The following is a 21,967-nucleotide window of genomic DNA, read 5'->3' as shown; positions in this document are numbered from 1 at the left end:
CTCGCCTCCATGGAGATGAGCATATGAAGCACGAGCGTCCCGGAATCGAACTGAGCGGCCAGCCCCTGAGCTTTGCCGAGATGGTGAGGATCGGCTCCGGCAAGGCAGCACTTTCGGCTTCGGCGATCGGCATGCAGCGTGTGAAGATTGCGCGCACGATCGTGGAGGATGCCATTGCAACCGGGATGCCGGTCTACGGCGCGACCACGGGTGTGGGCGCCATGAAGGATGTCGAATGGTCGCCCGAGGATCTCGACGCCTTTAATCTTGGCCTCGTACGCGCCCATCACTTCGGCACCGGCACGCCCTTTTCCTGCAATGTCGTGCGCAATGCCATGGCGATGCGCGTCAATACGGCGCTGACCGGCCAGGTCGGCTGCACTCCTGACCTCATCGATGCCTATATGCGGATGCTGAAGGCGGACGTCATTCCAGTCGTGCGTCGCACCGGCTCGATCGGCTGCGCCGATATCGGCCTGATGGGCCAGATCGGCGCTGTGCTGACCGGGGTCGGCGAAGCGATTTATCGCGGTAATCGCATGCAGGCCGCCGAAGCCTTCCAGGCAGCCGGCATGGAACCGGTGAAGATGGCGCCGCGCGACAGCCTCGCCTCACTCAGCGTCAATGCCGTCAGTTTTGCTGCAGCCGCCGAGACGACGCGCAATGCCGCCGCCTCGATCCGCGTCCTGCTTGCGACCGGCATGATGGCGTCAGGCGCGCTCGGCGCATCGCGTGATCCCTGGCGGGCCGTGCGCCATGTCGGCACGGCACGGGAAGCGCTGATCGGCGCCTGGCTTTGCAATGCCTCGGACGAATGGGAATGGCCGGTCGCCACCCACGTGCAGGACGCGCTCAGTCTCCGCATGATCGCCCAGGTCTTCGGTGCGGTTATCGAGAACCTGCTTTCGACCGGCCATAAGATCCTTGCCGCCACCGGCCGCTCCGACGACAATCCCGTCGTCGTGGAAGGACGGGTGATGACATCGGGCGGTTCCCTGCCGCTCGACGTGACGATCCTCCTGGAATCGGCCGCACTCTGCATGGCACATGCGGCGCGCAATGCCTTCAACCGTTGCGTTCTGCTCGGCAACGGCCAGCGGCGCGGCCTGCCGGTCAATCTCGTACCTCCCGGCCGCATTGCCACCGGTTTTGGACCGATCATCAAGCTTGCGGGGGAAATCTTCTCGCGCGTACTCTCCATGTCGAATCCGGTTTCGGCGCAGTCGCTCGTCGTTGCAGCCGGCCTTGAAGACGAGGCAGCTTTCCTGCCGCTCGTCATCGAGCGTTTCGACCGGCAGATGCGGGCGCTGAGACGTCTCGCCGCTCTGGAAGCCCTGCTTTCGGCACAGGCGATCGATATTATCGGCGATACGCCGAAGGGTGTTGCGGGCATGCTCTATGGGGTCGTGCGCAAACACGCAGCCTTCTATACGGTCGATCGGCCGCTCTCGGCCGAGGTCGAGGCGATCGAGGAAGAACTCGGCTCGGATGAATTCATTTCGAAGCTGATCGAGCAAGTGCCGATCGCTTCCTTCGACGATTTCTTTGCGCTTGGTTCACTCGAGCGCATCGAGGAGCGGCTGACGCAGGAACCGGCCATCATCTGAATTGCGACCTATCGAGGGAGACGCGGCATGGATTTCGATCTCGTTCTGCAGGGCACGGTGGTGCTACCGGAGCGCATTCTCGAAAGCGGTTATGTCGCCGTTCGTGACGGGAAGATCGCAGAAGTCGGCCTCGGCGTGCCGCCGGCGGCCAGGGAACGGCATCTTCTCGGCAAGGCGCTGATCTTGCCGGGCGCTATCGACGCCCAGGTTCATTCGCTGTCGCAGAAGGATCAGGAGGACTTCATCTGGTCGACGCGCTCGGCGGCGGCCGGCGGTGTGACCACTATCGTCGATATGCCTTATGACGAAGGCAATCTCGTCTGCTCGGCCGAAGCGGTAAAGAAGAAGCTTGATCACGCCGGCCCGCAGGCACGTGTGGACTTTGCGCTCTACGGCACAATCGATCCTGAGGAAGGTCCTGCGCGCATCGCCGAAATGGTGCAGGCGGGCGTCGCCGCCTTCAAATTCTCCACTTTCGGCACGGATCCCAAACGCTTCCCACGCATCCCGCCTGCGCTGCTCGACGCCTGCTTTGCGGCGATTGCCCCGACCGGGCTGACGGCGGGCGTGCATAACGAGGATGACGAAGCGGTTCGCACCTACATGGAGCAGGTGAAGGCAAGCGGCATTGCCGACTGGCGCGCTCATGGCCTGTCGCGCCCGCCGATCACTGAACTGCTTGCCATGCATACGATCTTCGAGACCGGCGCCAATAGCGGCTGTCCCTCCCATGTCGTGCATTGCTCGCTCGGACGCGGCTATGATATCGCCCGCGCCTACCGCCGCGATGGCTTCGAGGCGACTGTGGAATGCTGCATCCACTACCTCACGCTCGATGAGGAAAATGATGTGCAGCGGCTCGGCGGCAAGGCGAAGATCAATCCGCCGGTACGTCCGCGCGCCGAAGTCGAAACGCTGTGGCGCAAGGTCGCCGAAGGCAATGTCTGGTTGGTGTCGACCGATCACGTGAGCTGGTCGGAGAACCGCAAGACCAATCCCGACATGCTGGCGAATGCATCCGGCGTTCCAGGCCTGGAGGTGATGGTGCCGCTCTTCGTCAAGGGCGCGCTGGAGCGTGGCATTCCCCTGACCTGGGCGGCAAAGCTGATGGCCGAAAATCCGGCAAAACATTTCCGTTTGGACCACATCAAGGGCGCGCTGATGCCAGGCAAGGATGCCGACATCGTCGTGCTCGAACCCAACGAGAGGGTTTATGACGCTTCTGCGAGCGGCAACAATGTCGTCGGCTGGAGCCCCTATAATGGTATCCGCCTGCCATGGACGGTTTCAGCCACCTGGCTGCGCGGACAGAAAATCACCGAAGGAGCGAAGGTTATGGCCGAACCCGGTTCCGGCCGCTTCGTGCGCCCGCTGCCACGCCAGGTGCTCGCATGAGCCGCAACCTGCCCGTCAATCCTGGCCGGATCTCTGCTGATATTGAGGCTCTTTCCGCCATCACCGAACCCGATCGTCCCTGGACGCGGCGGGCTTTTTCGCCGCTCTTTCTCGAAGGTCGCGCCTATCTTGAGGCGCGTATGCGTGCGATCGGCCTGGAAACCCGTATCGATGCGTCGGGCAATCTGATTGGTCGGCGGGAAGGCTTAAAACCGGGATCCGGCATCATCATGCTCGGTTCGCATTCCGATACGGTGCCTGACGGCGGTCGCTTCGACGGCATTGCCGGTGTTGCCGCAGCACTTGAAGTTGCGCGGTCGCTGCGGGAACGGGAAATCCACCTCGACCATGATCTGGAAATCGTCGACTTCCTGGCTGAGGAAGTGAGCATCTTCGGCGTTTCCTGCGTTGGCAGCCGCGGCATGACCGGGCAATTGCCGCAGGCGTGGCTGTCTCGCAGCGTCGATGGTCGGGACCTTGCCGAAGCTATTGCCGAGGTCGGGGGATCGCCCGGCGTCCTGACCCATGAGAACAAACCCGATATCGCCGGCTTTCTGGAACTGCATATCGAGCAGGGCCCGGTGCTTGAAAACGAGCGCAAGGATATCGGTATCGTCACAGCAATTTCGGGCATCACCCGCATCGAAATCACCGTGGAAGGCCGGGCCGACCATGCCGGCACGACCCCGATGGATTCGCGTGCCGATGCGCTGGTCGCTGCTGCGCAGCTCGTGATCGATATCCGCAATGCGGCAAGCGAGCTTGCCAAGACGCCAGGCCATTTTGCGGCCACCGTCGGCGAGTTCCGGATCGAGCCGAATGCCGCCAATGTCGTGCCGTCGCGTGTCGTTCTGCTGGTCGACGGGCGTGCCGAAATCCGCGACGACATGGAGGCCTTCTGCCATTGGCTCACCGGCCACGCCGAAAGGCTCGCCTTCGCCTTTGGCGTGACAATCGCGCCGCCAAACCGCATTTCCGACAATCTTCCGACACCGAGCGACAAGGGCCTGCTCTCCAAGCTGGAGCGGGCCTGCGAGACGGTTGGCGCCAAACACCGGCGCATGGCTTCCGGGGCCGGCCACGACACAGCCTGGATCGCGCGTGTCGCACCGGCTGCGATGATCTTCGTGCCCTGCAAGGAAGGCCGCAGCCACTCGCCGGATGAATGGGCTGAAAATGACGACATAGCGCTCGGCGCCGCCGTACTTTTTGAAGCGGTGCTTGAGATGGACCAGAACGTGATCAAGGAGATGGGCGATGGGACGCATACTGGTTGAGAAGGATGTGGAAGCCGCCGTCAAAGGCGGTTCCGTCTACGCTGCCGGTGGCGGCGGCTGGGCCGATCACGGCCGCATGCTCGGTTATGCTGCCGTCAATGTCGGCAAACCTGAGCTCGTCTCCGTCGAAGAACTCGGCGACAGTGACTGGATCGCCACGGCAGCGGCAATCGGCGCGCCGGCCTCCACCACGCCCTGGGAGATGCAGGGCATCGATTACGTGAAATCCGTTCAGCTTCTGCAGGAGGCCCTTGGCGAGAAACTGTCCGGCCTGATCATCGGCCAGAACGGCAAATCCTCGACGCTGAACGGCTGGCTGCCTTCCGCCATTCTCGGAACCAAGGTCGTCGACGCGGTCGGCGATATCCGCGCCCATCCGACCGGCGATATGGGCTCGATCGGCATGGCGGGTTCGCCGGAGCAGATGATCCAGACCGCCGTTGGCGGCAACCGCGCTGAAAACCGCTACATCGAGCTGGTCGTCAAAGGCGCAACGGCGAAGATCTCGCCGGTGCTGCGGGCAGCCGCGGACCAGTCCGGCGGCTTCATCGCCAGCTGCCGCAATCCGTTGCGTGCTTCCTATGTGCGCAAGAATGCTGCGCTTGGCGGCATCTCGATGGCACTGAAGCTCGGCGAAGCAATCATCGAAGCCGAAAAGAGAGGTGGATCGGCGATCATCGACGCGATCTGCAAGACGACGGGCGGCCATATCCTGGCCGAGGGTACGATCACCAAGAAGGATGTCGTCTATACCAAGGAAGCCTTTGACATCGGTACGATCACGGTCGGCGCCGGCGACAAGGCTGTCACCCTGCACGTGATGAACGAATATATGGCTGTCGATGATGCCAACGGCACGCGTGTCGCGACCTTCCCGGCCGTCATCACCACGCTCTCCGAGGAGGGCGTGCCGCTCTCCGTCGGCCAGCTCAAGGGCGGCATGCATGTCTTCATCCTGCATGTGCCGAAGGACATCATTCCGCTCTCGGCCAGCGTGCTCGATCCGACCGTCTATCCGCCCGTTGAAAAGGCGATGGGCATCGAGATAGCCCGTTATGCGCTGGAGACGAGGGCTTGAGCTATGGCGCGCGACCCTGGTCTCGAAGAACTGATGCGCGATGAGCTCGGCGACCGGCCGGGCCTGAGCGAGAAATCCATGTTCGGCGGCTGGGCGTTTATGCTCAATGGCAACCTGCTCTGCTGCGCGCGCCATGACGGCATGCTTCTCCGTCTCGGCAAGGGCAAAGATGGCTGGGCGCTGGCCCTGCCCGGCATAATCCAGATGCTGTCGGGCGAGCGGATCATGCATGGCTGGGTGCGAGCCAATGCCGATGTCTATGGCGACGATGCCATGCGGCGGCGCCTTATCGATGCGGCGCTTGCCTTTGTGGAACCGATTCCAGCGAAGTGAATGAACAGGTGCTTCAGGCGCCGGCGACAAAAGACGAGGAACCCAAGATGCCCAAGGCCAATCCACGCCATCCGAAATTTCCGATCCCCGGCGGGCCGGAGCTGCGCGCCAAGGGCTGGCGGCAGGAAGCGCTCCTGCGGCTCTTGGAAAACGTGCTCTCGGTCGGCGAAGATCCGGATAATCTCGTTGTTTATGCCGCGCTCGGCAAGGCCGCCCGCAACTGGCCGGCACATCGGGGCATCGTCAAGGCGCTGACCGAAATGGACGAGGACCAGACATTGCTGATCCAGTCCGGCAAGCCGATCGGCCTCGTGAAGACCCACGCCAAGGCGCCGCTCGTCATCATGGCGAACTGCAATATCGTCGGCCAGTGGGCGAAAGCCGAAGTCTTCTACGAACTGCAGCGCAAGGGCCTGATCTGCTGGGGCGGGCTAACGGCCGGCGCCTGGCAATATATCGGCAGCCAGGGCGTCATTCAGGGCACCTATGAGATTTTCATGCGCATTGCCGAGCGCCGCTTCGGTGGCGATCTTCATGGGCGCTTCGTACTGACGGCAGGGCTTGGCGGCATGGGTGGGGCGCAGCCGCTTGCCGGTCGCATGGCGGGGGCTGCCATCCTCTGCGTCGATATCGATGCGGAACGCGCCCACAAGCGCCAGCAGATCGGCTACCTGCAGGAAATCGCACCCGATCTCGATAGCGCGCTTTCGATGATCGATGCGGCGGTCAAGGAAAAGCGTGCGCTTTCCGTCGGTCTCGTCGGCAATGCGGCAGAAGTTTATCCGGAAATTGCCCGGCGCGGCATCGTGCCCGATATCGTCACCGACCAGACCTCGGCGCATGACCTCGTCTACGGCTATGTGCCGAAGGGCATGAGCCTCGATCAGGTGAAGGGACTGCGCGACGACGGCCAGGGCCAGCTCATGGCCGCCAGCCGCGCCTCGATTGTCGAGCATGTCACCGCGATGCTGGAATTCCAGAAGCGCGGATCGGAAGTCTTCGACAACGGTAACCTTATCCGCACGCAAGCCCGCGAGGGAGGCGTTGCCAATGCCTTCGACATTCCGATCTTCACCGAAGCCTACTTGCGGCCGCTCTTTGCCCGCGCGATCGGCCCGTTCCGGTGGATGGCGCTGTCGGGCGAGGAGAGCGATATCGCCAGAATCGACGACCTGCTGCTGGAGATGTTCCCCGACAACAAGATCATCACCAACTGGATTCGGCTGGCGCGTGAGCACATTCCGTTCGAGGGGCTGCCGGCGCGCATCGCGTGGCTGGGTCATGGCGAACGCACGGCGCTGGCGCGGCGCGTCAACGAACTCGTCGCGAATGGCGAGCTCAAGGGGCCTGTCGCCTTCTCGCGAGACCATCTCGATGCCGGCGCCATGGCGCATCCGAACATCATGACCGAGCGCATGAAGGATGGTTCTGACGCCATCGCCGACTGGCCGCTCATCGATGCGATGATGCTCTGCTCGTCAATGGCCGACCTAGTCGTCGTCCATTCGGGCGGCGGCGGCTATGCCGGCTACATGACGAGCTGCGGCGTCACCGTCGTTGCCGACGGCTCGGAAGCCGCCGACGAACGCCTCGACCATGCGCTTACCAACGATACGGCGCTCGGCGTCATGCGCTACGCCGACGCCGGTTATGACGAGGCGCTGGACGAGGTGGCGAAGAAGGATGTGCCCTATATCCGGCTCGGCTGAAAGCCGTTGTCAGAGAAGCCGCTTTTCCGCGGGCTCGGCGTCGTAGCGGTCATGCAGGCCATCAAAATAGGCAATGGGTGCCGCGGCAAGCTCTTCGGCACCCGCATCATCGAGGCAGTTGACTGCAACGGCGATGAAGGGGCCGATCGTTTCGTTGTCGTTGCGGGCGAAGGAAGCCACGCCACAGGTCTCACAGAAGAGATGATGGATCGACCCGGAGCCAAAGAGGTATTCACGCAAATGATCGCGGCCTGACACCAGACGGAAATCGGCCGGCTGCACGATCGCCAGCCAGCTGCGCTTCTTGCGGCAGATCGAGCAATTGCACTTGAAGGTACCGGCCGAAAGGTCAAGCCCGGCCTCATAGGCAATGGCGCCGCAATGGCAGCTTCCATGGTAGGTTTTCTTCACGATGATCCTCCGACTCGTATTTAACCTGTTAGTTAAATTAGTCACTACGGATCGGAAGTCAAGACGGGCGCCGGGCGAGCTGGCGTGCCGCGAGTGCCGACAGAAACGCGAATGCCATCATGACCAGCGTGAAGACCACGATCGCCGCCCATCCCTCCATCGACCAGAACCAGCCTCCGGCCGAGCCCATGATGCTGGAGCCGATGTAATAGGCGAGCATATAAAGCGAGGAGGCGTGGCCTTTCGTACCGACCGCAAGTTTGCCGACCAGACCACTCGCCACCGAATGCGTCGTGAAGAAGCCGCTCGTCAGGATGATGATGCCGAGGACAATGAGCGGCAGAGAGGCTGAAAGCGTCAGCGCGCAGCCGGCTGCGGTGATGCCGATGCCCGTCAGAAGAACGTTGAAATGACCGAGCCGGTCGCCAAGGATGCCGCCGACCGACGATGCGCCGATCCCAAAAAGATAAACGGTAAAGATCAGGCCGAGCTCGGTCTGGTTCAAGTCGTAGGGAGGCGCTACGAGACGGAAGCCGGCATAGTTGTATATCGTCACGAAGGAACCCATCGCGAAGAAGGCGATGGCGAAGATGAAGGGCAGAGCCGGATTGCCGAGATGTCCGAGCCAGGCCTTCAGATGGAACTGCGGATCGAAGCCTGCACGACGCACGAAATTGCGTGACGGCGGCAGTAGAGCGATGAAGCCGATCGCCGCGGCAAGGCCGATGGCGCCGATCAGGAACAGAGCCGGTCGCCAGGAAAGATATTCGGCGAAGATGCCCGTCAGCACGCGCCCCGACATGCCGCCGAAGGCCGTACCGCCGACATAAAGGCCCATGGTGGCGCCAAGGCCGCGCGGATCTATTTCCTCCGCGAGATAGGCCATGGCGACGGCCGGAACACCGCCGAGCACGAAGCCCTGCAGGGCGCGGATGACCAGCATGAGATGCCAGTCGGGCGCAAAGGCGGTGGCGATCGTCAGCACGGCTGCGCCAACCAGCGAGATCGACATGAGGCTGCGACGACCAAGCCCTTCCGAGACGGCAGYGGCACAGACGATCGCGATCGCCAGGAATCCGGTCGAGAGCGACAAAGCCAGCGAACTCTCGGCCGGGCTGACGGAAAATTCCTGAGCGAAGATCGGCAGCAGCGGCTGCACGCAATATAGCAGCGAGAAGGTAGCGAAGCCTGAGAGGAAGAGAGCCAGGCTGGCGCGGCGATAGGCGCCGGTACCGCGTGTCAGATAGAGTTTCTGACGGTCTTCATCGGCCGTTTGCAGGCCGGCAACGTCTTGGATTGCAGAGTCGGACATATCAATTCCTTCCTGTCTCCGATCTAGTCAGACCGCCTCCATTTGTCCAATATATGAAATAGACGATCTTGATATGTTTTGGAGATAGCGATGGAACTGCGGCATCTGAGGTATTTTCTGGCGGTGGCTGAGGAGGGTAATTTCACGCGGGCAGCCGCACGCCTTGGCATCGGCCAGCCACCGCTCAGCCAGCAAATCCGCGATCTCGAAACGGAAATCGGCGCGATGCTCTTCCATCGCGTGCCGCATGGTGCGGAGTTGACGGCGGCTGGCGCCGCCTTCCTGCCGGAAGCAAAGGCCTCGCTGGCAGCGGCTGAAAAGGCGCGTTTGGCGGCGCAGAGCGCCAATCGCGGCGAGACCGGCCGGCTGTCGCTCGGCTTCACCGCCTCTTCCGCTTTCAACCCCATTGTCAGCACGACGATCCGCCGTTTTCAGGCCCGCTGGCCGGACGTGCAGCTTTCACTGACGGAGATGAACACGCTCGGCCTGATGCAGAAGCTCGAACGCGGCGAACTGGATGCGGCCTTCATGCGACCGGGCCTCGACGATCCCAATGGCGTCAGGCTGAAGCGCTTACCGGACGAACCGATGGTCGTCGCCCTACCGGCAAACCATCCCTTGGCAAAGCAGAAGACGTTGCCGCTTGCCTTGCTGGCAAAAGAGTCTTTCATCCTCTTCCCGCGGCTGGTCGGTCTCAGCCTTTATGACGATGTGGTGCGCGCCTGCCGCGAGGCGGGCTTCGAACTGATGGTGGCGCAGGAGGCACCGCAAATCTCCTCGGTCGTCAATCTCGTCGCGGCCGATCTCGGCGTCTCTATCGTGCCGGCCTCGATTTCGCAGATCAAACTTGCCGGCGTTGCCTACCGGCCGATCGACGGACCGCCCGCTGTGGCACGGCTGGCACTTGCCGTGCTGCGTAGCCAGCGATCTCCCGTAACCGAAAACCTGATGAGCCTTCTGAATTAGAAATCCGGATCCCAATAGGGCGGATCACCGAAGGTCTTTTTCAAATGATCTGCGATGGCGCGCAGTTTGGCCGAGGGGTTTCGGCCTTCGGGATGGGCCATATAGATGAATTCCGGTTCGGGCTTGGCGCCGACATCAATCTCTATCAKCCGACCGTCCCGAATTGTCGGACCGGCGATAAAGGTTGGCAACAGCGCGATGCCGAGGCCCTCGATCGCGGCATCATGCAGCATGTCGCCATTGTTGATGCCGAGACCCAGCATCGCTCGGATAACGACGGTGCCATCCTCCGTCTGGAAGCGCCAGTCCGCGGCACCGCGGTTCGTATAGAAGACACCGCGATGATCGTTGAGATCGGACAGCGAGCCGGGTTTGCCGTGACGCTCGATGTACTCGGGCGAGGCGACGAGCAGCCGGCGGCTACGGGCGAGCTTCCAGGCGACCAGCCTCGTATCGGCGATAGCGCCGTGGCGGATGATGGCATCATAGCCATCCGAGGCCGGATCCACGCGTCTGTCATCCATATCGAGCGTCAGCGCGATCTGCGGATGCGCCTTCAAAAACGGATAGAGGGCCGGACCGAGATGCAGGCGGCCGAAGCTGACGGGGGCCGCGATGCGCAGTGGCCCAGAAAGCGTGCCTCGGCGCTCCGCCATATCGGCCGCAGCGTCTTCCATCTCGCGGACAATGCGCCCGGCGCGCTCCAAAAAGGCTGCTCCATCTTCCGTCAGTGTCAGCTTGCGCGTGGTGCGGTGGACGAGCATGGCGCCCAGTGTCTTCTCCAGTTCCGCCAGCCTTTCGCTGACAACCGACTTGGACAGGCGTAGCCGCCGGGCGGCCTCGCTCACCGATCCGGCCTCCACCACGGCGACAAAAGCCGCAATCCCTTCAATCTTCATCATCGTTCGGCTTTTCCGAATTCGAGCTCCGCATTTAGGAGACTAATCCGAACGAAGGAAGAGTGCCATCTTCCAGTCATCGAAACCGGCAGCCACGCCGATCCAACCCAAAGATAGGAGATGGAACAATGAATCGTCTGATCGACAAAGTCGCAATCGTCACCGGCGCAAGCTCGGGTATCGGTCGCGTCACCGCAAAACTTTTTGCCGCCGAAGGCGCCAAGGTCGTCGTCGGTGCCCGCCGCCAGGCTGAGCTCGACAGCCTCGTCAATGAAATCGAGGCCGCGGGAGGTGACGCCGTTGCCGTTGCCGGCGATGTCAGGTCGGAAGACTATCACAAGGCACTGGTCGCAGCCGCCGTCGAGAATTACGGCAAGCTCGACATCGCCTTCAACAATGCCGGCACGCTTGGAGAAGCCGGCCCGAGCACCGAAGTCTCGGAAGCAGGCTTCAGCGACGCGCTGGCGATCAACCTGACAGCATCCTTCCTCGCCGCCAAGCATCAGGTCGCCGAAATGGTCAGGCACGGCGGCGGCTCGGTGATTTTCACTTCGACCTTCGTCGGCTACAGCTTCGCCTTCCCCGGTGTTGCCGCCTATGCCGCGAGCAAGTCCGGCCTCATCGGGCTGACGCAGGCGCTCGCCGCCGAATACGGCCCGCAGAACATCCGCGTCAATGCGATCCTGCCAGGCGCCGTCGATACGGACATGTATCGCGAAATGAACGACACCTCGGACAAGCAGGCCTTCATCACCAACCTGCACGCGCTCAAACGCGTCGCAGCACCGGAAGAGCTCGCCCGCTCCGTGCTTTACCTTGCATCCGACGACGCAAGCTTCGTCACCGGCACGGCCACGCTGGTCGATGGGGGCGCTTCGATCACCCGCACCTGACGGCAACGGTGCGAGTATCTGCTGCAGCTTGATGAACCCTCCTGAAATCAGCAGGTTATCGTGCCGGCATTCTACAGCGCGGTCCGATCATCAAAGGGCAAACGCCCGTCCCATATCCAAGGAACAACACAATGACCCGTCTTGCAAACAAAACAGCCCTGATTACCGGCGGCACCAGCGGCATCGGACTTGAGACCGCCCGCCAATTCATCGCCGAGGGCGCACGCGTCGCCATTACCGGCAGCAGCGCAAAAAGCGTGGAAGCCGCCCGAGCCGAATTCGGCGACACGGTTCTCGTCATCCAAGCCGATGCCGGCAATGTTGCCGGTCAGGCGGCTGTTGGCGAAGCTGTAAGGAACGCCTTTGGCACGCTCGACATTCTCTTCGTCAATGCCGGTATTGCCGAATTCGGCCCGCTCGAAGGCTGGAGCGAAGCCGCATTCGACAAGTCGTTCGCGGTCAACGTCAAAGGTCCTTACTTCCTGATCCAGGCATTGCTGCCGATCTTTTCGAAGAAGGCCTCGATCGTGCTCAACACCTCGATCAACGCTCATATCGGCATGCCGAATTCCAGCGTCTATGCGCTGACGAAGGGCGCATTGTTGACACTCGCCAAGACGCTATCGGGAGAATTGATCGGCCGCGGCATCCGGGTCAACGCCATCAGCCCCGGCCCGATCGCCACGCCGCTCTACGGCAAGCTCGGCATGTCGGAGGCCGACTCCAAGGCGATGGCGGCCCAGATCCAGTCGCAAATTCCGGCCGGTCGGTTCGGCGACGTCAGTGAAGTCGCCAAGACCATCGTCTTCTTCGCCTCGGATGAGGCTGCCTACATCGTCGGCAGCGAACTGATCATCGACGGGGGCATGAGCAATCTCTGAGACCCCTGGACTTCAGAGATATCAGCTAAAGGCCGCGGCTCCTCTCCGCCGCGGCCTTTATATTCATGCGCCGGCGACAAGCCGGCGAATGGCCGTTTCGATCGTCGTCGTGCCCTTCAGCGATTTCCCGCGGCCAGCCTCAAATTCGATCCAGCCTTCGTTGAAGCCATCCAGCATGCGCATGCGGGGCTCGGGGTTATTCATGCCCTGGGCACGGAACAGCTCTTCCCAGCTCTCCTGCGGGACGACTTCTGCGGTCACCGGCTTGCCAAGCGCCTTGGCGAAGGCAGCAGCAATCATGGCCGGGCTGACACGCTCGGGACCTTCCAGCTCTGCCACGCGTACACCCTGCCAGTTCTCGCGCAGCATCTTCGCACCAATCACACCGATATCATCCACAGCAACCATCGGTACGGCACGGTCGAGCGGCTGAAGGAAGCTCGGAATGACCCCGGCTTCGCGTGCAGGCGCTACATCCCAGGCGGCGTTTTCCATGAACCAGGCGGCGCGCAGGAAAGCGACCGGTATTGATAGTGTCGAAAGCTCCTTCTCGACGATGCCGAGCTGGCTCAACAGGTTCGGCTGCGTGGCCTGTGCGCCGACCGTCGACAGGCAGACGAGCTTTCCGGGCCTTGCCGCCTCAAGCGCGGTCTTCAGCGTTGCCAGCATGCCTTTCACCTCCGGGAAGCCCGGTGTGGGATCGAAAAGCGGAGGGATAACGAGAAAGACACCTTCCGCACCTCTGAACGCTGATGTCAGCGATACCGCGTCGTTCATGTCGGCGACAGCGATCTTGCAGCCCCGCTCTTTCCAGCCGGCGGCCTTTTCGGGATTTCTCACGACGGCACGAACCTCGGCGCCATCCTTCAGCAAGTGATCGGCAACGGCGGCACCGACCTGGCCTGTCATTCCGGTTACAGCAAACATGGGGCAACTCCTTTATTTGGGTTGGCCCACTATGCTGCCGCACTATTTTTGACTGAAGTGCGCTTACGTCACATGATTGATGACACAAAGGCAGCAATTTCGACTCGTTCTGCGAAACCCGTCTCCGCTATGTCGCGGGCCGACTCTTGTTTCCGCCCGTGATAGGGCATATCGGCTAGGCGATAGCTCTTCGCGACCGCTCCACATCCCCTTTCCCACCGGAGCCCAGTCCCATCTCTTCGGAGTTTCACATGCTGATCGGCATCCTCTGCGGTCTGGCCACCTGTGCGCTGTGGGGGCTGAGCTTCGTCGCCCCGCGCGTCGTCGAGCCCTATACGGCGATCGACCTGACCGTGGCGCGCTACGGGCTTTTTGCCGTTGTCAGCCTTACCCTGATGATCAATCCGCGCTTTCGTCCGGTGGGTTTGCGGCGGTCGCTTGTTTTGACCGGCATTGCGCTCGGCAGCATCGGGTATGTCGGTTATTTCATGAGTATTTCCTATGCCGTGCGTTACGCAGGCACCGCCATTCCACCGCTCGTCATCGGCACGATGCCTGTACTGCTTGCCATCATCGCCAATCTCAAGGACCGGTCCATCGACTGGAAAACACTGGCAATACCGCTGATCCTGATAGCCGTCGGCATCGGCTGGGTGAATGTCTCGATCTTCGCCACGACATCCGCCAGCGATCAGCCGGAAATCCTGCTCGGCATCGTCGCCGCGCTGATCGGACTGGCGCTCTGGGTCGCCTATGGCATGATGAGCGCTGCGGTCATGCAGTCGCAGGATGCGCCAAGCGCCATGCACTGGACCGCCTTGCAGGGGATCGGCGCCGGCATCGGTGCACTCGTCCTTCTGCCCTTCACCTCGCTCTGGGAGACTGTCAGTTTCACCGGCACGCAGACCTTTCACTTCGTACTCTGGGCGACAATCATGGGCACTGCCGGCTCGTGGCTTGCCACGCTGTGCTGGATGATTGCCTCGCGCCTTCTGCCGCTCGCGCTTGCCGCCCAGCTGATCGTCGCAGAAACCGTCTTCGGCCTTTTTTACGGCTTTCTGTTCGAACAGCGCATGCCGACGGTGCCCGAAGCCGGTGGTGCGGTCCTGCAGCTGATCGGCGTCGGCATGGCAATTGCGCTCTTTACGCCCAAGCGGATCAAACAAGCCTGAGTGTCGCGATTGCATGTTTTCCACCAAAGGCTTAGGGTTTTGCCCAGTCAAAGAAGCGGCGGGAAAAAACCATGGCTCTCAGCGGCAAACGCATCCTCCTCATCATCTCAGGCGGCATCGCGGCGTATAAGAGCCTCGATCTGATCCGCCGCCTGCGCGAACGCGGCGCCTCGGTGCGTCCGCTCATGACCAAGGGGGCGCAGGAATTCGTGACACCGCTGGCGGTCGGCGCATTGGCCGCCGATCATGTCTTCACCGACATCTTTTCGCGACAGGACGAGCAGGATGTCGGCCATATCCGGCTGGCGCGCGATTGCGATCTGGTGCTGATCGCGCCTGCCACCGCCGACCTGATGGCGAAGATGGCCAATGGACTTGCCGACGACCTCGCCTCCACGGTGCTGCTTGCCACCGACAGGCCAGTGCTTGCCGCGCCTGCAATGAACCCGAAAATGTGGGCGCACCCGGCGACGAAACGTAATGTCGAGACGCTGCGGCGCGATGGCCTCCGCTTCATCGGCCCTGTCGCCGGCGAGATGGCGGAAAGCCGCGAGGCCGGCACCGGCCGCATGGCCGAGCCGCTGGAAATCGTCGCTGCAGCCGAAGCCCTGCTGGACGACGGGCCGAAACCGCTTGCCGGCAAGAGGGCCATCGTCACCTCCGGCCCGACGCATGAACCGATCGATCCGGTGCGCTATATCGCCAACCGTTCCTCCGGCCGGCAGGGACATGCCATCGCCGCAGCGCTTGCGCGGCTCGGCGCCGATGTGACGCTGGTGTCCGGTCCGGTTACCATTCCCGATCCGGCCGGCGTCAAGATGATCCATGTCGAGCGGGCCGAGGAGATGCGCGACGCCGTGCTCGCCGCCCTTCCGGCCGATGTCGCCGTGATGGTGGCGGCAGTGGCCGACTGGCGCGTCGCCTCGGCCGCCGACCAGAAGATCAAGAAGCACCCGGGCGAATCCATCCCGACGCTGGCGCTGACCGAAAACCCCGATATTCTCAAGACTGTCGGGCATCATACGACGCGGCCGAAGCTGGTGATCGGCTTTGCGGCAGAAACGCAGGATGTCGAGACCAATGCCAAGGCGAAGCTGGAGCGCAAGGGCGCAGACCTCATCGTCGCCAACGACGTCTCGCCGGCAACCGGAATCATGGGTGGCACGCATAACAGCGTGAAGATCATCCGCCATGACGGTGTCGAACAGTGGCCCGATCTTTCCAAGGCGGAGGTTGCGGAGCGACTGGCCGCCGTGATCGCCGAGCGGCTTACGCAGGGATAGAGACGGGCTTCGGCCTTTCAAGCATGGGCTTTTCCGGGTGGAACGCCGTGATATCAAGGCCATCGGCACTGACGATCACGGCGCTGCCGTCAGGAATTTCCCGCCAGGCATCGCCATCATCGTTCAATGGTTCGGAGACAAGGCAGTAGCCGCCGGCAAGCGGCGAGGCGTAGAGCGTCGGCGCCTTGCGGTCGGTGGCATAACGAACCGCGTAGAGCGACTTGCCGTCCGAGAAGGCTGCCGTAAAGCGCAGCAGCACGGAACCCAGAATATTCTCCGCCAAGCCTTCGACGAAGGCGATGGTCCGCGCCATCGCAGCGATCGGCGCATCACGCAAGCCGAACTGCAGGGCGATCAGGAACAGAAGCTCGGAATCCGTCGTGCCGCTGCGGGCGTTGAACAGATCATCATCAAGCATGGTTTCCATTGGCCGGCGCAGGCGCTCGAAGCCGGAAATCTGGCCATTATGCATGAAGGACCAGGTTTCATGCGTGAAGGGATGGCAGTTGTCGCGCCGCGTGCCCCCGCCGGTCGCAGCCCGCACGTGGGCAAGGAACAAGGGCGAGCGAATCTGCCGCGCCAGGCTCTTCAGATTACAGTCGGACCATGCCGGCAGGATATCGCGGTAGCGGCCCGGCTCAGACCGGTCGCCATACCAGGCTATGCCGAAACCATCGCCATTCGTCGCCGTCTTGGCGCGGGTGGCGCAATGGGATTGCTCGATCAGCGAATGGGCGGGTGAAGATACCAGCTCCTCCAGATAGAGGGGATCTCCGCGATAGGCTGCCCAACGACACATGCTCTTGCTCCGGCCCACCGCCTGCTGCGGCAGGAATGCTGAAAACGTCCTGGATTGTCTGACGCTACGGCTAATAAGGGCTTAACCGCCACCCGATTTGCAAGGCGCAGGTGACGAATTCTTGACAATGGTCAAGATCACTTTCCGCAAATGCGATATGGATTTGCGTGATCGGAACGGCCGAAAATCAGGCATTAGAACGACATAGCCCCGACGCCGGCTAAAAAACAGCCATGCGTTTTCCTCTTGCATCTCGAAGGAATCGAGCTACCTTTAATTCATCGACAACGTAACGAAAGGAAGGTGATCCAATGTCTAATGAGTTTTCGGACTTCGTAACGGGCATGGAAGTGGTGATGAAGGCGAGGCAGCCCTCGTTCTAAACCCGCCTTCCTGGGGCCGCATAAGACGGTCCGGGCCAGTTACAGGCCAAACCTCATGGAAAGGGTCGCGAAAGCGGCCCTTTTTTATTGCCTTCATTCAGCCGTTGACGCTCGAAAGGAACAACACTATTCGTAAAGTCATCAGATGACTTTACGAATAGTGTTGATGCAACCTCTTAACAAGACCAACCTTGCCGACACGGCCACTGAAGCGATCCGCAGCGAGATCCTCGCCAAGCGCTGGGCTGTCGGCGAGAAACTGCCGAACGAAGCCTCGCTTTCGACCATGCTGTCGGTCAGCCGCGGCACTGTGCGCGAAGCCGTGCGCGTTCTTGTTTCGCAGGGCCTCCTGGAAACGCGGCAGGGCTCCGGCACCTATGTGCTTTCGACCACCGACAGCAGCCGGCCGCTCACCATGGCGCGGCGCGCCAGCCTGCGCGACCAGTTCGCGGCGCGCTGCGCGCTCGATGTAGAAGGCGCGCGGCTTGCCGCCACCCGCAAGACGCCAGACATCATCGCCGGGCTTCGCGCACTGCTTGTCGCGCGCGGCAATTATCAAGGCGGCGATCCGGCAAGGTTTATCGAATGCGACCTTGCTTTCCACAAGGCGGTCATTGCCGCCTCCGGTAACCGGGCGATGATCGAGATCTACGATTTCTTCTCCACCTCGATTGCGGAGACCATTGCCGCCACGCTCGACAAGGCGATTCCCGAACCCGATATGCAGGCACACCAGGCAATCGTCGACGCCATCGAGTCCGGCAGCCCTGACAAGGCCGATACCGCCGTGCGCGATTTCATGGCGCCCATCCTTTCCGCCCTCGACCGGATGCTTCTTTCATGACCATACAGAATGCCACACCCTCGTTCGACGCCGTTGACGAGACGATGATCGATGCCGAAATCGACAGTGTGCCGGCACCGCTGCCGCCGCAGAAGCTGAGCACGACCGCCCGCTTCCTGCTCGGTGCCAGCCTCGTGCTGATCGCGTTTAATCTGCGGCCGGTGTTTTCCAGCGCCTCCGCGCTGCTGCCGGAAATCCGCACGGAACTCGGCTTGTCGCCACTCGGCGCCAGTCTTCTGACGACACTGCCCGTCGTCTGTCTCGGCGCGTTCTCACCGCTCGCTCCGCGGCTTGCCCAGCGCATCGGCTCGGAGCGGACGCTGCTCGGCGTGCTCCTGCTGCTGACATTCGGCACGGCGCTGCGCGGCCTTTCCTCCATTCCGCTGCTGTTTTTCGGCACCGCGCTTGCGGGTGCTGCGATCGCCGTCGGCAACGTGCTGCTACCCGGACTGATAAAGCGCGACTTCGCCGCGAACACAGCTCTGATGACCGGCCTCTATACGATGGCGCTCTGTGCGGGTGCCGCCAGTGCGGCGGGCCTGACGCTGCCGATCGAACAGGCGCTCGGCGGCTCGCTGGAAGGCGCGCTCGCCGTCTGGGCCTTGCCCGCCCTCATCGTTGGGTTGATCTGGCTGCCGCAGGTCATTGCGAGCGGTCGACAGGCGCGACGCAGCGGCTTTCGCGTCGAAGGACTATGGCGGGACAAGCTTGCTTGGCAGGTCACGCTTTTCATGGGCCTGCAGTCGGCACTCGCCTATTGCGTCTTCGGCTGGCTGGTGCCGATCTTGCGTGAGCGCGGGCTTGACGGCGTTGCGGCTGGCGGCATCGTCTCTGCCTCCGTCATGGTGCAGGCCGCCGCCTGCCTCGTCGTGCCGCACATCGCCGTGCGGGGCAAAGATCAGCGCCTTATCAATGTTACGCTCTGCGCCCTCGCCGTCGTGGCACTTCTCGGTCTGCTCTTCGCGCCACTTTCCACCGTCTGGTTCTGGGCCGTCCTCCAGGGGATCGGCCAGGGCGGGCTCATTGCCGCGGCCATGACAGCCATCGTGCTGCGTTCGCGCGATCCGCATGTCGCAGCCCATCTTTCGGGCATGGCGCAATGTATCGGTTATCTGCTTGCCGCAATCGGTCCGTTCATTGTCGGCCTGATCCGCGGCTGGACCGGCAGTTTCGCCTGGTGCGCCGTACTGTTCGTCGCGCTCGGCCTCGGTGCAGCCTTCAACGGATGGCGGGCCGGCCGGGCACGGCATGTGAACGCACGGACCGTCGAGAGCGGCCAGTGAGCAAAGCTCACTTGCGCATCACCATCTCTTGATCTCCATCGAAGGGGTGCGGCTGCTACCCTATCTCAGCCGCATCCCGCACCCGCCGGAGGAGATATACTTGCGCTTCCGATCCCTACTTCTGTTCGCCGCACTGACCGCCACGCTCACGCCTGCCCTCGCCTTCGCGCAAGAGGCCGGCGAACGTCGTGCTCCCGCCCAACAGGGTTCGGCCCGCGAGGGCGTGCTCAGGCTGCTGCCCGCAGATTCCGTCACCGAACACGAGCTGACGACAGCCGATGGGCGCAAGATCGCCTATACCGCGACCGCAGGCACACTCGATCTCTTCGGCCAGGATGGTGGGCAGAACGCCGCGATCTTCTATACCGCCTATGTCGCCAAGGATGCGAGGCAAGACCGGCCGATCACCTTCGCCTTCAATGGCGGACCAGGTGCGGCTTCCGCATTCCTGCATCTCGGCCTCGTCGGCCCGAAGGTGCTGGATTTCGGACCAGATGGCCGTGACGGCGCAAATGCAAAGCTCGTCGATAACACGCATAGCTGGCTCGATTTCACCGATCTCGTGCTGATCGATCCTGTTGGTACCGGCTGGAGCCGCACGGTGAAGGCCGACGACGCTTCGAATTATTACAATGTCAGCGCCGATGCGCAGACCATGGCGAAAACGATCGCGCTCTACGTCGCTCATAACAACCGCGCCAATTCGCCGAAATACCTGCTCGGCGAAAGCTATGGCGGTTTCCGCGCTGCCAAGGTGGCGTCCACGTTGCAAGAGAGCCAGGGAATCATCATCGCAGGCACTGTCATGCTATCGCCGCTGCTTGAAGGGCAGTTGATGTTTAATGCCGACCAGTTCGCGCTCGGTGCGGCGCTGGAATTTCCCTCGCTGGCAGCCGCCGAGGCCGACCGCCGCAGGAGCTTCAGCGAGTCCAGCCAGCGCGATATTGAGACCTTCGCGCTTGGCGAATATCTCACCACGCTTGCTGGCGCCGCGCCCACAGGCGATGCGGCAACAGCCTTCTATGGCAAGATTTCCAGTCTCACCGGCATTCCGCAGGATGTCGTTATCCGCAATCGCGGCTTCCTCGGCGATGCTTTCGCCAAGCATTCCGACCGGCAGGGCGGCGAAGTGATGAGCCCCTACGACGCCTCCTTCGCAACACCCGATCCCTATCCGGAATCCGATTACGACCGCGGCAACGACCCAATCCTCGACGGGTTCGCCCGCGCCTATGGTGGCGCCTTTGCCGATTATGCCCGCAACGAACTCGGCTTCAAGACGGAGATGACCTACACCCTGCTCGAGAACGATATCAGCCGGCGCTGGGATTGGGGCGGTGGACGTGGCGGCGGCTCGCGCTTCCAGGCAAGCGCCACCGACGATATCAGGCAGATGCTCGCCTCCAACCCGTCCTTTCACCTGCTAGTCGCGCACGGCTACAGTGATCTGGTGACCCCCTATGGCGTCAGCCGCTACGTAGTTGACCATCTTCCGCCGTCGCTTGCGGGCAATCGCGTGTCACTGAAGCTCTATCGCGGCGGCCACATGTTCTACACGACGGCCGGCCAGCGCGCCGCCTTCACGGCGGATGCGAAGGCCTTTTATGCCGAGCATCCCGCCGGTCCGCCGGCAGATTGAGGACGGTCGAGGGTTGCCGCAGAGCCGTGCTGACCTAGTTTCCCGGGCATGGCAAACAGCAATCAGCTATCAGAAGCGCCGCCATCCGGCAGCGTTTCCCAGCAGGACGAAACCCTTACCACGCTCTCTTCCTATCTCCAGCACGGCGCACTCTTTCTCGATATTGACGGCACGCTTCTCGATCTCGCACCGACGCCGGATGAAATATTCGTACCACCGTCGCTTCCCGCGCAGCTCGACGCGCTATCGAAAAGGCTCGGCGGCGCGTTGGCGCTGGTGACAGGGCGCGGACTATCCTATGCCGACCGCCTCTTCGCTCCCTTCCAGTTTCCTATCGCCGGCCTGCATGGAGCCGAACGCCGCAGCCCCGACGGCAGCATCTTCAAGGTGGAGTCTACGGCCGAATTCGAGAGGCTGAAGATCGAACTGCGGGCAGAGACGGCAGGCTGGACCGGCATCCTCATCGAGGACAAGGGCGCGGCCGTCGCCGCCCATTTCCGACTTGCGCCGGCGCGGCAGGCGGAACTTACAGAACTGATGCAGCGTTTCGCGAACCGCGCAAGACCGGACTGGACCCTCCAGCATGGCAAGATGGTTCTCGAAATCCGCCCCGCCAGAGCCAACAAGGGCGACGCATTGGAGAGCTTTCTCGCAACTTCAACCTTTCTCGGCCGCCATCCGATCGCCATTGGTGACGATGTCACCGACGAGGCGATGTTCGCCATGGCGAACCGGCTCGGTGGATATTCCGTCCGCGTCGGCCCGCCGTCAGCCGAGACCGCCGCTCGCGGCACCCTGCCTTCTGCGCAAGTGGTCCGCGAAATCATCTCGCATTTCACCAACTGATTGCATTTGCAGTTATTTCTAATGAAAGGA

At 62.3% G+C, this 21,967-nt stretch carries 20 protein-coding genes; 15 read left to right on the top strand and 5 right to left on the bottom strand.

Features of this window, described 5'->3' with window-relative positions:
- Nucleotides 1-23 precede the first annotated feature (23 nt).
- From AC1D35_RS06635 to AC1D35_RS06610, 6 genes are read left to right on the top strand one after another with little or no spacing between them, the layout of a single operon-like run.
- Nucleotides 24-1,607 carry an aromatic amino acid ammonia-lyase gene (locus AC1D35_RS06635; protein WP_113307748.1) on the top strand — a complete coding sequence of 528 codons (1,584 nt, stop codon included), beginning with the start codon at nt 24-26 and terminating at the stop codon, nt 1,605-1,607.
- Nucleotides 1,608-1,634: 27 nt separating this feature from the next.
- Nucleotides 1,635-3,002: an amidohydrolase family protein gene (locus tag AC1D35_RS06630; RefSeq protein WP_113307747.1), complete on the top strand. Its 1,368-nt coding sequence runs from the start codon at nt 1,635-1,637 to the stop codon at nt 3,000-3,002.
- Entirely contained in the window at nt 2,999-4,279 is a 1,281-nt protein-coding gene (locus AC1D35_RS06625) for a Zn-dependent hydrolase (protein WP_113298312.1), read from the top strand. Before AC1D35_RS06630 ends, AC1D35_RS06625 begins: the two co-directional genes overlap by 4 nt.
- Nucleotides 4,260-5,357, top strand: a complete 1,098-nt coding sequence (locus tag AC1D35_RS06620) for an S-methyl thiohydantoin desulfurase domain-containing protein (protein ID WP_113307746.1) — start codon at nt 4,260-4,262, stop codon at nt 5,355-5,357. Before AC1D35_RS06625 ends, AC1D35_RS06620 begins: the two co-directional genes overlap by 20 nt.
- Nucleotides 5,358-5,360: 3 nt before the next feature.
- Nucleotides 5,361-5,690, top strand: a complete 330-nt coding sequence (locus AC1D35_RS06615) for a TfoX/Sxy family protein (RefSeq protein WP_113307745.1) — start codon at nt 5,361-5,363, stop codon at nt 5,688-5,690.
- Between the two features lie 47 nt (nt 5,691-5,737).
- Nucleotides 5,738-7,399 carry a urocanate hydratase gene (locus AC1D35_RS06610; protein ID WP_113307780.1) on the top strand — a complete coding sequence of 554 codons (1,662 nt, stop codon included), beginning with the start codon at nt 5,738-5,740 and terminating at the stop codon, nt 7,397-7,399.
- A 9-nt stretch (nt 7,400-7,408) separates the two neighbouring features.
- On the opposite strand, the gene AC1D35_RS06605 is transcribed toward AC1D35_RS06610, so the two are convergent.
- Together AC1D35_RS06605 and AC1D35_RS06600 are read right to left on the bottom strand one after the other, a co-directional pair.
- Nucleotides 7,409-7,810, bottom strand: a complete 402-nt coding sequence (locus AC1D35_RS06605; protein WP_113307744.1) for a GFA family protein — start codon at nt 7,808-7,810, stop codon at nt 7,409-7,411.
- A 58-nt stretch (nt 7,811-7,868) separates the two neighbouring features.
- Nucleotides 7,869-9,122 (bottom strand): MFS transporter, encoded by a 1,254-nt coding sequence (locus tag AC1D35_RS06600; RefSeq protein WP_477938367.1) that lies wholly within the window; start codon nt 9,120-9,122, stop codon nt 7,869-7,871.
- Nucleotides 9,123-9,212: 90 nt separating this feature from the next.
- Here AC1D35_RS06600 and AC1D35_RS06595 point away from each other — a divergent pair, with 90 nt between their 5' ends.
- On the top strand, nt 9,213-10,088 hold the full coding sequence (locus AC1D35_RS06595; RefSeq protein WP_113307742.1) for a LysR family transcriptional regulator: 876 nt from the start codon (nt 9,213-9,215) through the stop codon (nt 10,086-10,088).
- On the opposite strand, the gene AC1D35_RS06590 is transcribed toward AC1D35_RS06595, so the two are convergent.
- A complete protein-coding gene (locus tag AC1D35_RS06590) occupies nt 10,085-10,990 on the bottom strand; it encodes a LysR family transcriptional regulator (protein WP_477938366.1) in 906 nt (301 codons plus the stop codon). The two genes, AC1D35_RS06595 and AC1D35_RS06590, sit on opposite strands and share 4 nt — an antisense overlap.
- A 125-nt stretch (nt 10,991-11,115) precedes the next feature.
- Here AC1D35_RS06590 and AC1D35_RS06585 point away from each other — a divergent pair, with 125 nt between their 5' ends.
- Entirely contained in the window at nt 11,116-11,880 is a 765-nt protein-coding gene (locus tag AC1D35_RS06585) for an SDR family oxidoreductase (RefSeq protein ID WP_113307740.1), read from the top strand.
- 131 nt (nt 11,881-12,011) lie between these two features.
- Nucleotides 12,012-12,761: an SDR family oxidoreductase gene (locus tag AC1D35_RS06580; protein WP_113298304.1), complete on the top strand. Its 750-nt coding sequence runs from the start codon at nt 12,012-12,014 to the stop codon at nt 12,759-12,761.
- 63 nt (nt 12,762-12,824) lie between these two features.
- Here the strand turns inward: AC1D35_RS06580 and AC1D35_RS06575 are convergent, their stop codons facing one another.
- Nucleotides 12,825-13,688, bottom strand: a complete 864-nt coding sequence (locus AC1D35_RS06575; protein ID WP_113307739.1) for an NmrA family NAD(P)-binding protein — start codon at nt 13,686-13,688, stop codon at nt 12,825-12,827.
- A 251-nt stretch (nt 13,689-13,939) separates the two neighbouring features.
- Here AC1D35_RS06575 and AC1D35_RS06570 point away from each other — a divergent pair, with 251 nt between their 5' ends.
- Nucleotides 13,940-14,860 carry a DMT family transporter gene (locus AC1D35_RS06570; protein WP_113307738.1) on the top strand — a complete coding sequence of 307 codons (921 nt, stop codon included), beginning with the start codon at nt 13,940-13,942 and terminating at the stop codon, nt 14,858-14,860.
- Between the two features lie 71 nt (nt 14,861-14,931).
- The gene (gene coaBC, locus AC1D35_RS06565; protein WP_113307737.1) at nt 14,932-16,143 is read left to right on the top strand and encodes a bifunctional phosphopantothenoylcysteine decarboxylase/phosphopantothenate--cysteine ligase CoaBC; all 1,212 of its coding nucleotides are present in this window, start codon (nt 14,932-14,934) and stop codon (nt 16,141-16,143) included.
- Here coaBC and AC1D35_RS06560 read toward each other — a convergent pair.
- Nucleotides 16,130-16,942, bottom strand: coding sequence for a class II glutamine amidotransferase (locus tag AC1D35_RS06560; protein WP_113307736.1), 813 nt, complete (start codon nt 16,940-16,942; stop codon nt 16,130-16,132). The genes coaBC and AC1D35_RS06560 overlap by 14 nt on opposite strands.
- A 549-nt stretch (nt 16,943-17,491) precedes the next feature.
- Here AC1D35_RS06560 and AC1D35_RS06555 point away from each other — a divergent pair.
- The 4 genes from AC1D35_RS06555 to otsB all read left to right on the top strand — a co-directional run bounded on the left by AC1D35_RS06555 (nt 17,492) and on the right by otsB (nt 21,937).
- Nucleotides 17,492-18,169 (top strand): FadR/GntR family transcriptional regulator, encoded by a 678-nt coding sequence (locus AC1D35_RS06555; RefSeq protein WP_113307735.1) that lies wholly within the window; start codon nt 17,492-17,494, stop codon nt 18,167-18,169.
- On the top strand, nt 18,166-19,452 hold the full coding sequence (locus AC1D35_RS06550) for a CynX/NimT family MFS transporter (protein ID WP_113307734.1): 1,287 nt from the start codon (nt 18,166-18,168) through the stop codon (nt 19,450-19,452). The genes AC1D35_RS06555 and AC1D35_RS06550 overlap by 4 nt, the downstream gene beginning before the upstream one ends.
- A 100-nt stretch (nt 19,453-19,552) precedes the next feature.
- Nucleotides 19,553-21,091 (top strand): S10 family serine carboxypeptidase-like protein, encoded by a 1,539-nt coding sequence (locus AC1D35_RS06545; protein ID WP_113307733.1) that lies wholly within the window; start codon nt 19,553-19,555, stop codon nt 21,089-21,091.
- 48 nt (nt 21,092-21,139) lie between these two features.
- Complete coding sequence (otsB, locus tag AC1D35_RS06540; RefSeq protein ID WP_113307732.1) at nt 21,140-21,937, top strand: trehalose-phosphatase; 798 nt, start codon at nt 21,140-21,142, stop codon at nt 21,935-21,937.
- The last annotated feature ends 30 nt before the right edge of the window (nt 21,938-21,967 follow it).

This window comes from Rhizobium sp. P1_E6, from assembly GCF_056405875.1.
Note: the sequence above shows the minus strand (reverse complement) of the source record. Positions and strands in the feature narration are given on the sequence as shown.